Source organism: Sphingobium subterraneum (assembly GCF_014199435.1).
Taxonomy (GTDB): Bacteria; Pseudomonadota; Alphaproteobacteria; order Sphingomonadales; family Sphingomonadaceae; genus Sphingobium; species Sphingobium subterraneum.
Genome location: NZ_JACIJP010000001.1, coordinates 1,228,132 through 1,245,199 on the forward strand (window position 1 = coordinate 1,228,132; position 17,068 = coordinate 1,245,199).

Annotated in this window: 19 protein-coding genes; 5 read left to right on the plus strand and 14 right to left on the minus strand. The window is 62.3% G+C overall.

Annotated features, from left to right (window positions below):
• The first annotated feature begins 1 nt into the window (after position 1).
• Genes hppD through maiA form a run of 4 tightly spaced genes read left to right on the plus strand, consistent with a single transcriptional unit; the run spans position 2 to position 3,586 of the window.
• The gene (gene hppD, locus FHS92_RS05920) at positions 2-1,093 is read left to right on the plus strand and encodes a 4-hydroxyphenylpyruvate dioxygenase (RefSeq protein WP_184078360.1); all 1,092 of its coding nucleotides are present in this window, start codon (positions 2-4) and stop codon (positions 1,091-1,093) included.
• On the plus strand, positions 1,090-1,635 hold the full coding sequence (locus tag FHS92_RS05925; protein WP_184078362.1) for a VOC family protein: 546 nt from the start codon (positions 1,090-1,092) through the stop codon (positions 1,633-1,635). The genes hppD and FHS92_RS05925 overlap by 4 nt, the downstream gene beginning before the upstream one ends.
• Positions 1,635-2,933, plus strand: coding sequence for a fumarylacetoacetase (gene fahA / locus FHS92_RS05930; RefSeq protein ID WP_184078364.1), 1,299 nt, complete (start codon positions 1,635-1,637; stop codon positions 2,931-2,933). Before FHS92_RS05925 ends, fahA begins: the two co-directional genes overlap by 1 nt.
• Positions 2,930-3,586 (plus strand): maleylacetoacetate isomerase, encoded by a 657-nt coding sequence (gene maiA / locus FHS92_RS05935; protein WP_246351774.1) that lies wholly within the window; start codon positions 2,930-2,932, stop codon positions 3,584-3,586. Before fahA ends, maiA begins: the two co-directional genes overlap by 4 nt.
• 143 nt (positions 3,587-3,729) lie before the next feature.
• On the opposite strand, the gene rpmE is transcribed toward maiA, so the two are convergent.
• The 12 genes from rpmE to rpsB all read right to left on the minus strand — a co-directional run bounded on the left by rpmE (position 3,730) and on the right by rpsB (position 14,970).
• Positions 3,730-3,954 (minus strand): 50S ribosomal protein L31, encoded by a 225-nt coding sequence (gene rpmE / locus FHS92_RS05940; protein WP_184078368.1) that lies wholly within the window; start codon positions 3,952-3,954, stop codon positions 3,730-3,732.
• A gap of 107 nt (positions 3,955-4,061) precedes the next feature.
• Positions 4,062-4,502 (minus strand): 3-hydroxyacyl-ACP dehydratase FabZ, encoded by a 441-nt coding sequence (gene fabZ, locus FHS92_RS05945; protein WP_184078868.1) that lies wholly within the window; start codon positions 4,500-4,502, stop codon positions 4,062-4,064.
• Between the two features lie 44 nt (positions 4,503-4,546).
• Complete coding sequence (locus tag FHS92_RS05950; RefSeq protein ID WP_184078870.1) at positions 4,547-5,176, minus strand: OmpH family outer membrane protein; 630 nt, start codon at positions 5,174-5,176, stop codon at positions 4,547-4,549.
• A gap of 2 nt (positions 5,177-5,178) precedes the next feature.
• Positions 5,179-7,854, minus strand: coding sequence for an outer membrane protein assembly factor BamA (gene bamA / locus FHS92_RS05955; RefSeq protein WP_184078872.1), 2,676 nt, complete (start codon positions 7,852-7,854; stop codon positions 5,179-5,181).
• Between the two features lie 132 nt (positions 7,855-7,986).
• Positions 7,987-9,129 (minus strand): RIP metalloprotease RseP, encoded by a 1,143-nt coding sequence (gene rseP, locus FHS92_RS05960; protein ID WP_425506228.1) that lies wholly within the window; start codon positions 9,127-9,129, stop codon positions 7,987-7,989.
• Complete coding sequence (locus FHS92_RS05965; RefSeq protein WP_184078369.1) at positions 9,126-10,295, minus strand: 1-deoxy-D-xylulose-5-phosphate reductoisomerase; 1,170 nt, start codon at positions 10,293-10,295, stop codon at positions 9,126-9,128. The genes rseP and FHS92_RS05965 overlap by 4 nt, the downstream gene beginning before the upstream one ends.
• Positions 10,295-10,996, minus strand: coding sequence for a phosphatidate cytidylyltransferase (locus FHS92_RS05970; protein WP_425506229.1), 702 nt, complete (start codon positions 10,994-10,996; stop codon positions 10,295-10,297). The genes FHS92_RS05965 and FHS92_RS05970 overlap by 1 nt, the downstream gene beginning before the upstream one ends.
• Entirely contained in the window at positions 10,993-11,733 is a 741-nt protein-coding gene (locus tag FHS92_RS05975; RefSeq protein ID WP_184078878.1) for an isoprenyl transferase, read from the minus strand. Before FHS92_RS05975 ends, FHS92_RS05970 begins: the two co-directional genes overlap by 4 nt.
• Before the next feature lie 33 nt (positions 11,734-11,766).
• Complete coding sequence (frr, locus tag FHS92_RS05980; protein ID WP_184078371.1) at positions 11,767-12,324, minus strand: ribosome recycling factor; 558 nt, start codon at positions 12,322-12,324, stop codon at positions 11,767-11,769.
• Positions 12,325-12,357: 33 nt separating this feature from the next.
• Entirely contained in the window at positions 12,358-13,080 is a 723-nt protein-coding gene (gene pyrH / locus FHS92_RS05985; protein ID WP_184078373.1) for a UMP kinase, read from the minus strand.
• Positions 13,081-13,185: 105 nt separating this feature from the next.
• Positions 13,186-14,115, minus strand: a complete 930-nt coding sequence (gene tsf, locus FHS92_RS05990; protein WP_184078375.1) for a translation elongation factor Ts — start codon at positions 14,113-14,115, stop codon at positions 13,186-13,188.
• A gap of 93 nt (positions 14,116-14,208) precedes the next feature.
• Positions 14,209-14,970 carry a 30S ribosomal protein S2 gene (gene rpsB / locus FHS92_RS05995; RefSeq protein ID WP_184078377.1) on the minus strand — a complete coding sequence of 254 codons (762 nt, stop codon included), beginning with the start codon at positions 14,968-14,970 and terminating at the stop codon, positions 14,209-14,211.
• Between the two features lie 237 nt (positions 14,971-15,207).
• Here rpsB and FHS92_RS06000 point away from each other — a divergent pair, with 237 nt between their 5' ends.
• Complete coding sequence (locus FHS92_RS06000) at positions 15,208-15,459, plus strand: hypothetical protein (RefSeq protein ID WP_184078379.1); 252 nt, start codon at positions 15,208-15,210, stop codon at positions 15,457-15,459.
• Here the strand turns inward: FHS92_RS06000 and FHS92_RS06005 are convergent.
• Both FHS92_RS06005 and FHS92_RS06010 read right to left on the minus strand, forming a co-directional pair.
• Entirely contained in the window at positions 15,456-16,238 is a 783-nt protein-coding gene (locus tag FHS92_RS06005; RefSeq protein WP_184078381.1) for a CDP-alcohol phosphatidyltransferase family protein, read from the minus strand. The genes FHS92_RS06000 and FHS92_RS06005 overlap by 4 nt on opposite strands.
• Positions 16,235-16,978 (minus strand): phosphatidylserine decarboxylase, encoded by a 744-nt coding sequence (locus tag FHS92_RS06010; RefSeq protein ID WP_184078383.1) that lies wholly within the window; start codon positions 16,976-16,978, stop codon positions 16,235-16,237. The genes FHS92_RS06005 and FHS92_RS06010 overlap by 4 nt, the downstream gene beginning before the upstream one ends.
• Positions 16,979-17,068 lie beyond the last annotated feature (90 nt).

Below are 17,068 nucleotides of genomic sequence, written 5' to 3' on the forward strand. Positions count from 1 at the left end.
AATGGTGGATTTGTTTGAGAACCCGCTCGGTCTTGACGGCTTTGAATTCGTCGAATTCTGCGCGCCCGCGCGTGGCACGCTCGAACCTGTGTTCACGGCGATGGGCTTCGTCCATATCGCCACGCACCGGTCGAAGGACGTCGATCTGTGGCGGCAGGGCGGCATCAACCTCCTCGCCAATTATGAGCCGGGATCGCCCGCGGCCTATTTCGCGGCCGAGCATGGCCCTTCCGCCTGCGGCATGGGCTTCCGGGTCAAGGACGCCCGCAAGGCCTATTCCGAATTGGTCGCGCGCGGCGCCGAAACAGTCGAAATGGAAACCGGGCCGATGGAACTGCGCATTCCCGCGATACGCGGCATTGGCGGCGCGATCATCTACATCGTCGACCGCTATGGCGATGACCTGTCGATTTACGACATCGATTTCGAATATCTGCCCGGAGTCGATCGCCACCCCGAAGGCGCGGGCCTTCAGATCATCGATCACCTGACCCACAATGTCTATGGCGGGCGCATGGCCTATTGGGCGGGCTATTACGAGAAACTCTTCAACTTCCGCGAAATCCGCTATTTCGACATCAAGGGCGAATATACCGGCCTGACGTCGAAGGCGATGACCGCTCCGGACGGCCTGATCCGTATTCCGCTCAATGAGGAAGGCCGCTCCGGCGGTGGCCAGATCGACGAGTTCCTGCGCGCCTATAATGGCGAGGGCATTCAGCACATCGCCTTTTTGTGCGATGATCTTATCACCATCTGGGACCGCCTTAAGGCACTGGGCACGCCCTTCATGCCTTCGCCTCCCGCGACCTATTACGACATGCTCGAAGAGCGCCTGCCCGATCATGGGGAGCCGGTCGCCGAGTTGCAGAAGCGCGGCATCCTGCTGGACGGCTCAACGGAAGAAGGCGATCCGCGCCTGCTCCTCCAAATTTTCTCCGAGACGGTCATCGGCCCGGTGTTCTTCGAATTTATCCAGCGCAAAAAGGACGAAGGATTTGGCGAAGGCAATTTTACGGCCTTGTTCAAATCCATCGAGCGTGATCAGATGAACCGCGGTGTCCTCCAGGCAAAGGAAGAAAAGGTCTCATGACGGTCCCCTTCTCCCTGTCGCGCATTCACCACGTGGCGTACCGCTGTCGCGACGCGAAAGAAACGGTGCAATGGTACGAACGCGTCCTTGGGATGCGCTACAAGACTGCGTTTTCCGAGGATCATGTGCCGTCCACCGGCGCCTTCGACCCCTATATGCATGTGTTCCTCGATTGCGGCGGCGGCAATATCCTCGCTTTTTTCGAACTGCCCAACCAGCCGGACATGGGGCGCGATGAAAACACGCCCGAATGGGTACAGCATCTCGCGTTCGAGGTTCCGGACTTCGACGCCCTGATGGCCGCCAAGGCGCATATCGAAAGCCTGGGCATTGACGTACTCGGCCCCACATTCCACGGCATCTTCAAGTCGATCTATTTTTTCGACCCCAATGGTCACCGCGTCGAGCTGGCTTGCAACATTGGCACCGCCGAACAATATGCCGAACTGGAACGGCTCGCTCCGGTCATGCTCGAAGAGTGGTCGCAAACGAAAAAAGCGCCGCGTCATGCGGACTGGCTGCACAAGGATCCGGACGCCTGATGTCTTGCGTTGATTTTACCCACGACCCCGCCACAAGGAGCTGGGTCGCAAGCGCGAACGGCCACCCCGATTTTCCGTTGCAAAACCTGCCGCTGGGCATTTTCGCGCCGCGGGGCGAGAAACCGCGCGGCGGCATTGCCATCGGTGACGCGATTCTCGACGTCTCCGCCGTTGCAGACCGACTGGACGGGGACGCCCGTCAGGCAGCCTTGCTTGCGGGGCAGGATACGCTGAACGACCTGCTGGGCGCAGGCCCGGAAATCCTGCGCGCGCTGCGCCACGCGGTCTTTCGGATCCTGTCCGACCCCTCACAGGAGGCTGCCGTCCGTCCGCACCTGTATCGGGCGGACGCGTGCGCCCTGCACCTGCCCGCGAAGATCAACGACTATACCGATTTCTACGCCGGCATTCACCACGCCGAAAATGTCGGCCGGCAGTTCCGTCCCGACAATCCACTGCTGCCCAATTACAAATATGTCCCTATCGGCTATCACGGTCGAGCCTCATCGATCCGCCCGTCCGGCGTGGATGTGGTGCGCCCCAATGGCCAGATGAAGCCGCCTCACCTTGATGCGCCCCTCTTCGGGCCGAGCCGTCGGCTGGACTATGAGTTGGAAATGGCGATCTGGGTTGGCCGGGGCAACACGTTGGGCCATCCCGTCCCCATTGCCGACGCATCGGATCACATCGCGGGCATCTCGATCCTCAACGACTGGTCGGCGCGCGATATTCAAGGCTGGGAATATCAGCCGCTGGGGCCGTTTCTGGCGAAGAATTTCCATTCGACCCTGTCGCCTTGGATCGTAACGATGGATGCGCTCGTGCCCTATCGCACCGCGCAGCCGCCCCGTCCTGCCGGGGATCCGGCACCTCTGCCCTATCTCTTCGACGAAGATGACCAACAGTCGGGTGCATTGGCGATCCGCATGGATGTGCACATTCGCACACCTCATATGCGCGAGACCGGCGCAGCGCCTCACCAGCTGAGCAGCGGATCCATGACCGCCATGTACTGGACGATCGCCCAGCTCATCACGCATCACGCGTCAAACGGCTGCAACCTTTCACCCGGCGACGTGCTCGGCACCGGCACACTTTCCGGCCCGACGCCCGACAGCCGCGGCAGCCTGCTGGAACTGAGCGTCGGCGGCAAGGAGCCGGTCGCATTGCCCGACAACGAAATGCGCAGCTTCCTTGAAGATGGCGACGAGCTGATCATCACCGCCTACGCCGAAAGGCCGGGATTTGCGCGCATAGGGTTCGGGGAATGCCGCGCGATGATCCTCCCCGCGCTATGACGGGTTCGCCCGCTTTGACCCTGTATGGATATTGGCGGTCCGGCACGAGCTATCGAACGCGCATCGCCCTTAACCTCAAGGGACTGGCGTACGAACAGCGGCCGGTGAACCTGTTGGAAAACGCCCAGTCGCGCGATGATTATCGGTCGCTCAATCCGCAGGGGTTGGTGCCTGCGCTGATGGTGGACGACAGTGTTCTGGTGCAGAGCAGCGCGATCCTCGAATGGCTGGAGGAGCGCTTCCCCGACCCTCCCCTGCTGCCCAAAGCTCCCGATCTTCGCGCGGTGGTACGGGCCATGGCAATGATGGTCGCGTGTGACATCCATCCGCTCAACAACATCCGTGTTCTCAAGGCGCTACGCAGCGATTTCGGTGCGGACGACGGCGCGCGAAACGCCTGGATCGCCCATTGGATCACGCAGGGCTTTGCCGCCCTCGATACGTTGATTGCCCGTCACGGGGGGACCTATGCCTTCGGCGATGACCTTAGCATGGCGGATTGCCACATCGTTCCGCAGGTCTACTCGGCAGAGCGGTTCCATGTCCCGCTTGACGCCTACCCCGCACTGATGCGCGCAGCCACCAACGCCCGCGCGCACCCGGCCGTGGCCGCGGCCTCCCCCGAGCGGCAACCCGACGCATCGCCGTCATAGCGCCTGCCGCCCGGTGGGGCGACTCTATCGCCATGCTAGGCATCGTACGAACCCCAATCGCTGCCCAACGCGTCCGTCGCGCGCCGTCCGCAACAAAAAAGGGCGCCCACGCAGGACGCCCTCTCCAGTTCGGATGATCCGAATTACTTCTTGAGCGTAAGACCGCCGAAACGCTTGTTGAAGCGCGCCACCTGGCCGCCCTGATCGAGCTGACGCTGACCACCCACCCACGCCGGATGCGACTTGGGATCGATTTCCAGCGCCATCGTGTCGCCCTCTTTCCCATAGGTCGAGCGCGTCTGGAACGTGGTGCCATCGGTCATCTGGATGGTGATGAAATGGTAATCGGGGTGGGTATCTTGCTTCATGATGCGCTCCAATGGTGGCCGGTTCCGACCGGCCTTAAGTGCAAATGTCTGTGCGAAGCGCCGCCGTTAGCCGCTTTGGCGGGGAAAGGCAAGCACCACGGAGGGGATCAGTCCTTCGGCGGATCCGCAATCATCGCCACGCACTGCGCTTCCGCCGCAAGTTTGCCGTCGACCATCGCCTTGCCGGAGAACTTGCAGATCGCGCCGCGCACCTGCGTGAATTCGACATGGAAGTCGATCAGACAGCCCGGCTCGATGGGAGCACGAAACTTCGCGCCATCAATCCCCATGAAATAGACAAGCTTCCCCGTTCCCGCGAGGCCGAGCGATTCGACCGCCAATATGCCCGCCGCCTGCGCGATCGCCTCGACGATCAGTACGCCGGGCATGATCGGTCGGCTGGGAAAATGGCCCTGAAAAAACGGCTCGTTGACGGACACGGCCTTGATCGCGTGAATCGACGTGCTGGGCACCATCGAAACGACGCGGTCGATCAGCAGCATCGGATAGCGATGCGGCAACGCCGCCATGACGGCGCGAATGTCCATCGGACCCCGCGCCGTCGTTCCAGTAGGGTCGCTGCTCATTCAGCCTAGCGTCCGCCACTCTGGGGAGCAGCCGCCGGAGCGCCCTGCCCGGCCTGCTGCGGGGTCCAGCCAGCGGGAGGCACGATGCCAACGGTTGGCACCAGCGTGTTCAGTTCCGCCGTCACGGCCGACGTGATGTCGACGGTCGGCTGATAGGACACAGTCGCTTCCGGCTGGAGTACGAGATCAACGCTCTTCTTCGTCATTGCGGTCTTCAGCGCGTCGGAAAGCTTCGCACCGATCTGCTGCTCGACATAGGCGTTGGCGAGCGCGAGCGGCTGGCTGATGCGCTGCAATTCCGCCTGCGCTTCCTGGCCACGCTTTTGGAGCGCCTCATACTGCGTCTGGAGCGCCGGGGTGGACTTGCCACCGGCGGCCTTCAGTGCGGCCTGAAGCGCGTCGTTCTTCTGCTTCAGTTCGGTTTCCAGCGCCGTGCGGCGTGCATTCAGGCTATCGATGGTCGCCTTGTAGGTGGTCTGCATCTGGGTGCGCGCAGTAGTTGCCGCGCTGCTCTCGTTTACGGCACGCTCCATGTCCGCAACGCCGATGCCGAGCTTTGTCTGCGCCTGCGCGGGGCTCACCGCGAGCGCCGCCGCCATCGCCGGAAGGGCAGCCGCCTTCAATATGGTCTTCATCATCAGAATTGTGTCCCTATGTTAAACGTAATGAGCTTGGTGTCGTCGCCCGGCTCCTTGAGCAGGGCTTTGGCAATATCGATACGGAACGGACCGAAGGGCGAGTTCCAGTTCACACCGAAACCGACCGACAGGCGAGGCTTGAGGGTGTTGCCGACGTAGTTTTCCTGGAAAGCATTCCCGGTGTAGGTCACGTCAGTAAAGGTCGTCGGCGTAGAAACCGCAGTGGTTGCACATCCGCCGCTGAAATTAGCCGCGCGCTCGCTCGTGCTGGAGGTAACGGTCTTCACCGGATTGCCTTGAGCGTCCGGCGCGATCGTGCCCGAACTTACCGAGCAAAAACCCTGGAAAGGCGTTGTGGCCGGTCGGCGGATCTTGCCGACCGCACCTACGTCCATGAATACGGAAGGCCGCAAGCCGAGCTCACGCGCGCCGGCTCCCAAGGGGATCTCGATTTCAGCGTGGGCAAGATAATATAGCTTGCCGCCCAAAGCGTCGTCCGACTTTTGGCCGTTGGGGGTAAAAACACCGCCCGTTCCATAAGAACCAAACTGGCGAATGACACGCGGACCTACGCCGCGAATGTCAAAGCCGCGCAATTGCGGTTCGCCCAAGAAAAAGCGGTCTGTCAGGCGTACCTTTTCGATGGGCAGGCCCGCAGCGTCGAACTTCTGCTTCTCGAGCGAATGAATATACCCCGCCTCGCCGGTCACCGCCAAAACGAAGTTGCCGCCCAGCGGGAACCAGTGGCCGCCGTTGATGCGCGAACGTACATATTTGACGCTGCCACCCAGTCCCGCAAAATCCTGGCTCAGCACCAGATTGTTGCCGCGCGTCGGCCGGATGCGGTTGTCACGCGTATCGTAGATCAGCGAATAGCCGATGGACGACGTGGTGCGCTTGCCGATCGCCTCGCACAAATACCGCCCCGCCAGAATCGGGTCGCACTGGCCATTCGTGTAATAGGTCGACCTGTCCAGCGTCACATCGTCCAGATTGAGGCTGTAGCGCAGCGCCAGCGACATATATTCAGTCAGCGGAACGCCCGCGCGGATCTGGAATCCAGTGGTCGTCTGCTGATAGGTGGTGTTGCGGCTGCCGTTCTGCAGATAGTTGAAGCTGTTCAGGTCACGGCGATAGATGTCGCCGCCCAGCGCTATATTCTTGTCGAACAGATAGGGCTCGGTAAAGCCCAGCTCGATCGACTTGGAATATTTGGAATAATCGACGCTCGTGCGCAGTTCCTGCCCCTTGCCGCGGAAGTTGCGCTGGGTGATCGACGCCGAGATGATGAACCGCTCAAGGCTCGAATAGCCCGCCGACAGCGACAGTTCGCCAGTCGATTTTTCCTGCACATTGGTTTCGAGCACGATGCGATCGGGCGCGGAGCCTGGCTTCTGCTCGATTTCCAGCTTGTCTTGGAAGAAACCCAGCGAGTTGATGCGATCCTTCGACCGCTTGACCTGGAAGCTGTTGAACGCATCGCCTTCGTTCAGGCGGAACTCACGGCGCACGACCTTGTCCTGCGTCAACGTGTTGCCGTTGATGTCGATCCGCTCGACATAGACGCGAGGCGCGTTGGCGATCTGGAAGTTGATCCCCATCGTCAACGTGTCCTTGTCCCGCTGGAAATCGGGCTGGACGTTGGCGAAGGCGTAGCCGAACAGGCCCGCCGTCTCGTTCAACTGATCGACGGTATCCTCGACCAGCTTGGCGTTGTACCATTGGCCCTTGCGCATCGTGAGCATGTTGGTGAGTCGGTCGCCCGACAGGTCACGAATTTCGCTCGACACCTTCACATCGCCGAATTTGTAGCGCTGACCTTCCTCCACCACATAGGTAATGATGAAGTCCTGTTTGTCCGGCGTCAGTTCCGCGACCGCCGATGTCACCCGGAAATCGGCATAGCCCTGCGTCAGGTAGAACTGGCGCAGCTTCTGCTGGTCATAGGCAAGGCGGTCCGGATCGTAGCTCGTGCCGGACGAAAACAATCGGTACCAGCGCGCGGCCTTTGTCGCCATTTCGCCGCGCAGCTTGCCATCGGAAAATTTCTCATTGCCGATGATGTTAATCTGGCGGACCTTGGATTTCGGCCCCTCGGTGATCTCGAACACGATATCGACGCGGTTCTGGTCGAGCTGCACCATCTTCGGTTCAACCGTCGCGGCGAAGCGGCCCTGCCGCCGGTATAGCTCAATGATACGGGCGACATCGGCGCGCACTTTCGAGCGGGTGTAGATCTGACGCGGCGCCATCTTGATTTCAGGCCGGATCTTGTCTTCCTTCAGCCGCTTGTTGCCTTCCAGCACGATGCGGTTGATGACCGGGTTCTCCTTGACCGTGACAATCAACGCGCCCTGATCGTCGCGAATCTGCACATCGGCGAACAGCTCGGTCTGGAACAGGTCGCGCAGCGCCTGATCGAGGCTCTCGCGCGTATAGCTGCCGCCGACGCGCAACTTGGTGTAGGAGAGGATCGTCTCCGACTCCAGCCGCTGCTGCCCGACGAATGAGATCGACTTGATCGTCTGGGTCGCGGGCGCCGCAATTGCGGGCGGCGGGGTTGCAGGAGCGGCGACCGGCGCCGGGGCAGCCGGAGAGCGCTGGGCTAAAGCCGGGACGCTTATCCCGCCCAGCACCGTACCGGCGAGCAGCGCGGAGATGACCGGCATCGTCATGCGGGATTTTTCAGTTGCGTTCACCCGTAACCACCTTTTCCAAACCGTTCACCCATCCGGGCATTTTGCGTCCCTGTTGCTGCCCGAAACCGGGTGCCATGTGTCCGCCGTACGCTCCCTGCCCCAAGAGGGTCAGCCAATCAAGCCGGAGAGGCTTTTCCACAGACCGAAGGAACCAAGATCGTTGAAAGTCACCATGATCATCATCGTCAGCAGCAGCGCCAGACCGGACCGATAGGCGAAATCCTGCACCCGCGCACTCACCGGGCGCCGCTGTATCGCCTCGATTCCATAAAAAAGCAGGTGTCCGCCATCCAGCATAGGAATTGGCAACAGGTTGATGAACCCCAAGTTAATCGAGATCAGCGCCATGAGGAAGATGAAGCTTTCCGGCCCCATCGCCGCCGCCTGCCCTGAAATATCGGCAATCTTGAGTGGCCCGCCCAGTTCCTTGACCGATCGCCGCCCAGTGATGATCTGGCCCATGCCATCCAGCGCCGACACGGTGATCTGCACCGCATGGCGATAACCCACCAGCGGCGCTTCGATCACGCTGACCTTTCGCCATGTCACCATGTTCGATGCAACGCCCAGCTGGCCGAGCCGATAGATATTTCCGAAGCGGTCGGTCTCGATCCGTGTGCCTGCGGCAATGTCGCGCGCGAACGTCCGCCCGTCTCGCTCGACCACATAGGGCAGCACTTCGCCGGGGCGCAGGCTGACGATGTTCGAAATATCCCCGAAGCTGTCGATGCTTCGTCCCATGATGCTGACGATGCGGTCACCGGGCTGCAAGCCCGCCGCCTGCGCCGCCGATCCGGCGGCGATCCGCCCGATCACCGGCTCGCTGACCGGCTCGCCGCGCACAGTCGCCAGCCCGCCCAGCAACAGCACCGCGAAAATCAGGTTGATGGCCGGCCCCGCCGCCACGATCGCCGCCTTCTGCCACAGCGGCTTGGCGGGAAAGCTCTGCGCGCGCTCCTCCGGTGGCAGGGTGAGCCACGACGTGTCCGTCTGGCTCGCCGCGTTCATGTCACCCATGAACTTGACATAGCCGCCCAAGGGCAGCGCCGCGATCCGCCAGCGCGTCCCGCGCCGGTCGTTCCACCCGACCAGCTCGGGACCGAAGCCGATGGAAAACACCTCCGCCTTCACACCGCACCAGCGGGCGACCAGATAATGGCCCAGCTCGTGAATGAACACCAGCGGGCCGATCACCGCCACAAAGGCGAGCACGGTCAGCAGGGGGCTGGGCAACAGATCAGAAAGGGTCATCCGGTTCGCACGCTTTCCGTCAGGCGACGCGCCTCGTGCCGGGCGCTTGCGTCAGCATCCATAACCTCGGCGATGGTCGCCGGGGCGGAGCCTCTATAGCGGGACAGACACCGCTCAACAATGGCGGCGATGTCGAGGAAGCCAATCTCCCCGGCGAGGAAGGCCGCGACAGCCACCTCGTTCGCTGCGTTTAGCACGGCGGGCAGTGCGCCGCCCGCCTCTCCCGCCTGCCGAGCAAGGCGCAATGCAGGAAAACGCGCCTCGTCCGGCGCCTCGAAATCCAGCCGACCGATGGTTGCAAGGTCAAGTGGCGCGCAGGGGCTGGCCATGCGGCGCGGCCAGGCCAGCGCATGGGCGATCGGAATGCGCATGTCCGGCGCGCCCAACTGTGCCAGCGTCGAGCAGTCGCGATACTCGACCAACGAATGAATGACGGATTGCGGGTGGACGAGGATCTCGATCTTTTCGAGACCGATGGGGAACAGATGCCCCGCCTCGATCAGCTCCAGCCCCTTGTTCATCATCGTCGCGCTGTCGATGCTGATCTTTGCGCCCATCGACCAGTTCGGATGCTTGACCGCCTGCGCCGGGGTCACGGAGCCCATTTCGTTGATGCTCAGCATACGGAACGGGCCGCCGCTCGCGGTCAGGATGATGCGGCGCACGTCCGCAAGCTCGCTGCCCGCGAGGCACTGGAAAATGGCATTGTGCTCGCTATCGACGGGCAGCAAGGTCGCTCCGGAGCGCGCCACGGCGTCCATCATCAACTGCCCGGCGGAGACGAGCGATTCCTTGTTGGCGAGCGCGACCGTCTTGCCGCCTTCAATCGCGGCGAGCGTGGGGGCCAGCCCCGCACAGCCGACGATCGCCGCCATGGTCCAGTCCGCACCCAATCGCGCCGCGTCGACCAGTGCCTGCTCGCCCGCCGCTGCCTCGATCCCCGTCCCCGCGAGCGCGTCGCGCAGCGCGGCATAATGCGTCTCGTCCGCGACTACCGCGACCTGCGCCCCGTGCTTGCGCGCCAGCTCAGCGAGCGCCACCGGATCGCTGTTAGCGGTCAGCGCGAGCACGCGGAAAGCATCGGGCTCCCGCTCGATCAAATCGAGCGTCGAGGTCCCGACCGATCCCGTGGCGCCGAAGATGGAGATGCTGCGCGTAGCGGCCATCAGATCTTAGCTCCGATCATCAACCACTTGATAAATATGGAAACAACAATCAATACCGGCAGCAATCCATCCACCCGGTCGAACAGGCCGCCATGACCCGGGATCAGGGTCCCGCTATCCTTGACGCCCGCTCTCCGCTTCATCCAGCTTTCAAAGAAGTCTCCTGCCTGCGCCACGACTGCCAGCGGAGCGCCTACCTTGGCGACAAAGGGGATCGCGGAAAGAAACTGCGAGAAACTGAATACTGTCATGCTCACCATGATCAGTGCTAAAACGATCGTTGCTCCGAGCATTCCGCCGAACAGGCCTGACCACGTCTTCGACGGGCTGATGGCGGGAGCGATCTTCGGACCGCCGATCAACCTCCCCGCAAAATAAGCGCCGACATCGGTACCGATCACTGCGCCGATGGGAATTATCAGGAAAACCGCGTCAAGATTGAGCAGGCTGATACAGGCGGCGCCAATGTACGCAATGCCGCCTGCCATCCACAGAGCGCGCACCGGAACACCCGGCGTGATCCGCCGCACCAGTCCCCAGAACTCCCACAGGACGCCAAGGCCAACTGCCACCACCAGCGCCCGGAACACCCATCCGCCCTGCCACAGCGCAAAGCCCGCCACCACCAGCATGACCACTGCAGAAAGCGTCCGTATGCCCAGATCGGATTTCTTCTTTTCAGGAGAAGCGGGTGCCGTCACAGCCCACCAAAGCGCCGCTCACGCTCCTTGAAGCTCGCGAGCGCGGCGGCAAGTGCATCGCCGTCGAAATCCGGCCACAGCATGTCGGTGAAATACAGTTCCGCATAGGCCGCCTGCCACAGCAGGAAGTTGGACAGGCGCTGTTCCCCCGACGTGCGGATGAGAAGATCGAGCGGCGGCAGGTCGGCGGTGTCGAGCGCAGCGGAAATATGATCGATGCCGATCGCGTCGGGGGCGACCTCGCCCGCCGCCACGCGCGCGGCGAGCGTTCGCACCGCCCGCGCCATTTCGTCCTGCGCGCCGTAGTTCAGCGCAATCGCGAGTGTTGAGCCGTCATTGCCCCGCGTCCGCTCGACCGCCGCTTCGATCAGCGCCACGGCATCCGCCTCGAACGCGCGATAGTCGCCGATGACCCGCAGGCGGACATTGTTGGCGTGAAACTCATCGAGATCCGCCTGGATGAAATGCTTGAGGATGCCGGTGAGGTCAGCGATTTCTTGCTGCGGCCGTTTCCAGTTTTCCGAGGAAAAAGCGTACAGCGTCAGGCAATCCAGCCCCATCTGCCGCGCGGCTCGTGCCACCTTGCGCACGGCCTCTACGCCCGCACGGTGCCCTGCCACGCGCGGCAGGAACCGCTTCTTCGCCCAGCGCCCGTTGCCATCCATGATGATGGCGACGTGACGCGCACCATGCTCTTGCGCAAATGTGGGTGCGGGTGTGGGTGCCGGGCTGGCCATGGCGCGAAACCGCATATCCTTCTGATAGACCGCTTATTGGGTCAGAATTTCTTTTTCCTTGGCGGTCATCGCGCTGTCAATCTCGGCGATGGTGCTGTCGGTCAGCTTCTGGACTTCAGTTTCGAACCGCTTGCGCTCGTCCTCGCTGATCTCGCCCTTCTTCTCGTCGGCCTTCAGGCTGTCCATGCCATCGCGGCGCACGTTACGGGCGGCAACACGTGCGGCTTCGGCATATTTGCCCGCCAGCTTGGCGAGTTCCTTGCGGCGGTCTTCCGTCAAATCGGGGATCGGCAGGCGCAGCGTCTGTCCATCGACGATCGGGTTAAGGCCAAGGCCAGCCGAACGGATCGCCTTGTCGACCGGCGTCACGTTGCTGCGGTCCCACACCTGCACGGAAAGCAGGCGCGGTTCCGGCGCGGAAACCGTCGCCACCTGGTTGAGCGGCATATGCGCGCCATAAACCTCGACCGTGATGGGGTCGAGCAATGCGGTGTTCGCGCGACCGGTCCGCAGACCGGACAGATCGCCTTTCAATGCTTCCACCGCACCCTTCATTCGGCGTTCGAGATCCGCCTTGTCGAACTGGGCCATATGCGCTTCCTCTTTCCTTGTGATGCGGCCGGGCTACGCGGCAGGGCCGACGGTGGTCGCGATGCCATCGCCGCCGAGCACGCGGGTCAGGTTGCCCGTTTCGCGAATGTTGAACACTATGATGGGAATGGCGTTCTCGCGGCACAGGGCCACGGCGCTTGCGTCCATCACTTTCAGATTATCATTGAGAACACGGTCAAAAGTTACTGATTCATAACGCTTTGCCTGTGCGTTCGTCTTGGGATCGGCGTCATAAACGCCATCAACACTCGTGCCCTTGAACAGCGCGTCACAGCCCATTTCCGCCGCGCGCAACGCCGCCGCCGTATCGGTCGTGAAGAACGGATTGCCCGTTCCCGCCGCAAAGATCACGATACGGCCCTTCTCCATATGCCGTACCGCGCGGCGGCGGATATAGGGTTCACACACCGTCTCCATCGGGATGGCGGATTGCACCCGCGTTTCAATGCCCATGCGCTCCAGCGCATTCTGCACCGCAAGCGCGTTCATGACCGTCGCGAGCATGCCCATATAATCGGCGCTGGTGCGGTCGAACCCCTTCGCGGCGGCCGCAAGACCCCGAAAGATATTCCCCCCGCCCACAACCATGCACAGTTCGAACCCGGCCTGTTTGGCGGCGGCGACTTCGCCCGCGATCCGGTCCACCGTTGCCGGATCGATGCCGAAAGCCCCCTCGCCCATCAGCACCTCGCCGGACAGTTTCAGCAGGATACGTTTGAAGCTCGGTCGGGTCATAGCGGGTCGGAATTCCAGGGGACGGACAAACAAGTGGCGCGCACCTTAAGCGGTACGCGCCACAGTGCAAGCACCCGGTGGTGCTCGCGTTCAATTAGTGCAGGATCAGGAAACGCCAGCAGCAGCCGCGACTTCCGCCGCGAAATCGCTTTCTTCCTTCTCGATGCCTTCGCCAAGCTGGAAGCGGACATAATCCTTGAGCACGATCGACGCGCCAGCTTCCTTCGCTGCCTTGGCGACGACATCAGCAATCGGCGTCTTGTTGTCGATCACGAACAACTGGCTCAGCAGCGCGTTTTCCTTGGCGAACTTGGCCACCGCACCGTCGACCATCTTCGCGACGATCTCGGCGGGCTTGCCCGATTCGGCGGCCTTTTCGGCAGCGATCGCACGCTCACGCTCCAGCAAGGCCGGATCGATATCCGACGACGACAGCGCCAGCGGGAACGCAGCAGCGATGTGCATCGCGATCTGCTTGCCGAGCGGCTGGAGCACATCGGCGGAGGCATCGCCCTCGAGCGCAACCAGCACGCCGATCTTGCCCAGACCCGGCGCGGCCGCGTTGTGGACATAATCCACGACCAGACCCTTGCTCACCGACACGCGGCCCACGCGGCGCAGCGTCTGATTCTCGCCGATCGTGGCGATGTTGCCCACCAGCTTTTCGGCGATCGTGCCACCGGCCGGATGCGCAGTCGCGCCAAGCGCTTCGGCGTCGGCAGCGCCAGTCAAAAGCGCAGCCTGCGCAGCGGTGCGCACGAAATCCTGGAACTGGTCGTTCTTCGCGACGAAGTCGGTTTCGCTGTTCACTTCCACGGCAACCCCGGTGGTGCCAGCCACAGCCGTGCCGACCAGACCTTCAGCAGCCGTGCGGCTCGACTTCTTCTGGGCGGCGGCCAGACCCTTGGCGCGCAGCCAATCCGTCGCAGCTTCGAGGTCGCCATTGGCTTCCGTGAGCGCCTTCTTGCAATCCATCATGCCCGCGCCCGAGCGGTCACGCAGTTCCTTGACAGCGGCGGCAGTAATCTCGGCCATCATGATTTCCTTCGATATGTCGTTGAATATGCAGGCGGGCGCTTCTTGAAATCAAAAAGCGCCCTGCCCGATCGATGTTGCAGTAATGCGAAATCAGGCTTCGGCGGAAACCGCTTCCTCGACCGGAGGCTCAGCCATGGCACCGACATCGAAGCCGGCGGCTTCCTGCGCACCGCGATTGCCACGCGTAGCAGCGGTCGCGATCGCATCGCAATAAAGGCGCAGCGCGCGGCTGGCGTCGTCGTTCGCCGGAACCGGGAAAGCGATCCCCGACGGATCGACGTTCGAATCGAGGATCGCAACGACCGGAATACCCAGCGTGTTGGCTTCCTTGATCGCCAGCTCTTCCTTGTTCGCGTCGATCACGAACATCACGTCCGGAATGCCGCCCATGTCGCGGATGCCGCCCAGCGACAGCTCCAGCTTGTCCCGCTCGCGGGTCATCTGGAGCACTTCCTTCTTGGTGAGGCCGTGCGTATCGCCCGAGAGCTTCTCTTCGAGCGTCTTGAGGCGCTTGATCGAGCCGGAAATCGTCTTCCAGTTGGTGAGCATGCCGCCCAGCCAACGATGGTTGACGAAATGCTGTCCCGCCCGGCGTGCAGCGTCGGCAATCGGCTCTTGCGCCTGGCGCTTGGTGCCGACGAACAGCACCTTGCCACCGGCCGCGACCGTCGAGGACACGAAGTCGAGAGCGCGCGCGAACAGCGGCACCGTCTGGCTGAGGTCGAGGATGTGAACACCGTTCCGCTGGCCGAAGATATACGGCTTCATGCGGGGGTTCCAGCGGTGAGCCTGGTGGCCGAAATGCGCGCCGGCTTCAATCAATTGCTGCATGGTGACGACAGGTGCCGCCATAATCGTTCTCCTTCCGGTTAAGCCTCTGGGAATCTGTGACCGGGACTGGTCCCGGCACCGGTATGTGCGATTCCCATGTGGAATAGGGGGCTGCGCTTAGCCGGGGGTGCCCCCAAAGGCAAGCACAAAGAGGTCTTGACTTGGTTCGCAAATAGGAACATATCATGAACATCTGGAACAAACGACGGATTTCCGTGTTTATCGCTTTGTCCTCAGACGAACTGTGCTTCGGGTGAGATGAAAGGTCCGCTGATGTTTGCTTTGCTTTCTGCCGGTATTTTCGGAATTGCTTTTTTGGCCGCTTCGGCGACCCTGTGGATGATGTTCACGACTTATGGGGCCAAGATGACAGCCGCGTTGCGCATGGAGCATGTCCCGGCCGCCAATCTTCATCGTGAACAGGACTACCAGCGTATCCGCACCGTGCGGACCGTGCTCGTTCCTCGCACTGCAATGGCTCCTGCCCGCAGCCTGGTAAACGCTGCCTAAGCGGTTTCCCCTGTGACCATTCGCGCATTGCGCACACGGGCATAGCTCATGATCCCGAACGGAACCATGGCGATATAAAGCAGGCTGACGCCCAACAGGGTGATCCATGGCACGGTCATGAGCAGTGCGGCCAGAAGCCCGGCCATTGCAATGACTTCCAGCCGGATGTTCTTGCGTAGCCGCAGCGCCGACCAGCTATAGGTTGCGACGTTGGAAATCATCAGGAACGCGACCAGCGCCGTCCAGGGCGCGACCACATACCATTCGCGAAAGATCGGCTCACCGGTCACGAACCAGCAATAGAGCGGTACAAAGACCAGCCCCGCACCTGCGGGAGCCGGAACACCGGTCAGGAAACCGGCCGATTTATGGGGTTGCTCGTCCGCATCGATTGCGGCGTTGAACCGGGCCAGCCGCAGCGCGCACATCAGCGCATGCATCAGCGCAATGATCCAGCCGATTTTGGGCAGAGCCTGCAACGACCAGAGATAAATAAGTAGCGCAGGCGCCACACCGAATGCGATTGAATCCGACAGCGAATCGAGTTCTGCCCCGAAACGGCTCTCGCCGCGCAGCATGCGCGCGATGCGACCGTCCAGCCCGTCCAGCACACCCGCGAGAATGACGCAGGCGACCGCCCGCTCCCATTCGCCGGAAACCCCGTAGCGGACGCCCGTCAGCCCAAAGCACAGCGCCATCGCCGTTACCGCATTGGGCGCGACCTGCCGAAGCGAGATGCCCTGACGCAATCCGCGCGGGACAGCCCGCCGCCGCCTCACTGGAACACACCGACGAGCGGAGTGGCGTCGCCGATTCGTCCCAGCACGGTCTCGCCCGCGATCGTGCGCTGCCCCAATGTCACGCGCGGAGCGGTTCCGGCAGGCAGATACACATCGACGCGGCTGCCGAAGCGGATGAGGCCGATCCGCTGGCCGCTCGCGACCACGTCGCCGGGCTTCACGAACGGCACGATGCGTCGTGCGACCAGCCCCGCGATCTGCGTGAAGCCGATCCGCAGTCCGTCGGCGCGCTCGACCACAAGATGCTGACGTTCATTGTCCTCGCTCGCCTTGTCCAGGTCCGCATTCACGAACTTGCCGGAGATATAGACGACCTGCCGGATCGTTCCGGCGACCGGCGTGCGGTTGATATGTACGTCAAACACGCTCATGAAGATCGACACGCGCATCATCGGCGCATCGCCGATCCCGGCCGCCCCGGCGATCTCCCGCGGCGGATTAACCTCCTGGATCAGGGTAATAAGACCGTCGGCTGGTGCCACGATCAGGTCCGGATCGAGCGGCGTCACCCGCACCGGATCACGGAAGAAGGTGAACACCCATCCCGTCACGATCACCATCAGCCAGCCCGCGACCGACCAGCCCATGATGAAAAACAGCAAAGTGATCGCAGCCGCGATCCCTCCGAATTTGCGGCCTTCCGGATGCACAGGGGGGAAGCGCCACTTGACGCCGGTGATGTTCTGGGTGGTGCCGCCAAGCGGAGATTTGGGTTCCATGTCGTGTCTTTACGGGCTCCGGTTCGATCTGACAACGGCGCGTGTCCCCGCGCTGCCGCCGGGAGAGGCCCGATTTCCCTATCAAGCGCG

Bases quoted from the DNA above. Each gene is read 5' to 3' on its own strand.
- maiA (WP_246351774.1), top strand. From the start codon at position 2,930: ATGACGGGTTCGCCCGCTTTGACCCTGTATGGATATTGGCGGTCCGGC.
- fabZ (WP_184078868.1), bottom strand. From the start codon at position 4,502: ATGGACATTCGCGCCGTCATGGCGGCGTTGCCGCATCGCTATCCGATG.
- bamA (WP_184078872.1), bottom strand. From the start codon at position 7,854: ATGACGATGCCGGTCATCTCCGCGCTGCTCGCCGGTACGGTGCTGGGC.
- rseP (WP_425506228.1), bottom strand. From the start codon at position 9,129: ATGACCCTTTCTGATCTGTTGCCCAGCCCCCTGCTGACCGTGCTCGCC.
- frr (WP_184078371.1), bottom strand. From the start codon at position 12,324: ATGGCCCAGTTCGACAAGGCGGATCTCGAACGCCGAATGAAGGGTGCG.
- hppD (WP_184078360.1), top strand. From the start codon at position 2: ATGGTGGATTTGTTTGAGAACCCGCTCGGTCTTGACGGCTTTGAATTC.
- FHS92_RS05950 (WP_184078870.1), bottom strand. From the start codon at position 5,176: ATGAAGACCATATTGAAGGCGGCTGCCCTTCCGGCGATGGCGGCGGCG.
- rpmE (WP_184078368.1), bottom strand. From the start codon at position 3,954: ATGAAGCAAGATACCCACCCCGATTACCATTTCATCACCATCCAGATG.
- FHS92_RS06010 (WP_184078383.1), bottom strand. From the start codon at position 16,978: ATGGAACCCAAATCTCCGCTTGGCGGCACCACCCAGAACATCACCGGC.
- FHS92_RS05965 (WP_184078369.1), bottom strand. From the start codon at position 10,295: ATGGCCGCTACGCGCAGCATCTCCATCTTCGGCGCCACGGGATCGGTC.
- fahA (WP_184078364.1), top strand. From the start codon at position 1,635: ATGTCTTGCGTTGATTTTACCCACGACCCCGCCACAAGGAGCTGGGTC.
- FHS92_RS05975 (WP_184078878.1), bottom strand. From the start codon at position 11,733: ATGGCCAGCCCGGCACCCACACCCGCACCCACATTTGCGCAAGAGCAT.
- tsf (WP_184078375.1), bottom strand. From the start codon at position 14,115: ATGGCCGAGATTACTGCCGCCGCTGTCAAGGAACTGCGTGACCGCTCG.
- FHS92_RS06000 (WP_184078379.1), top strand. From the start codon at position 15,208: ATGAAAGGTCCGCTGATGTTTGCTTTGCTTTCTGCCGGTATTTTCGGA.
- pyrH (WP_184078373.1), bottom strand. From the start codon at position 13,080: ATGACCCGACCGAGCTTCAAACGTATCCTGCTGAAACTGTCCGGCGAG.
- FHS92_RS05925 (WP_184078362.1), top strand. From the start codon at position 1,090: ATGACGGTCCCCTTCTCCCTGTCGCGCATTCACCACGTGGCGTACCGC.
- rpsB (WP_184078377.1), bottom strand. From the start codon at position 14,970: ATGGCGGCACCTGTCGTCACCATGCAGCAATTGATTGAAGCCGGCGCG.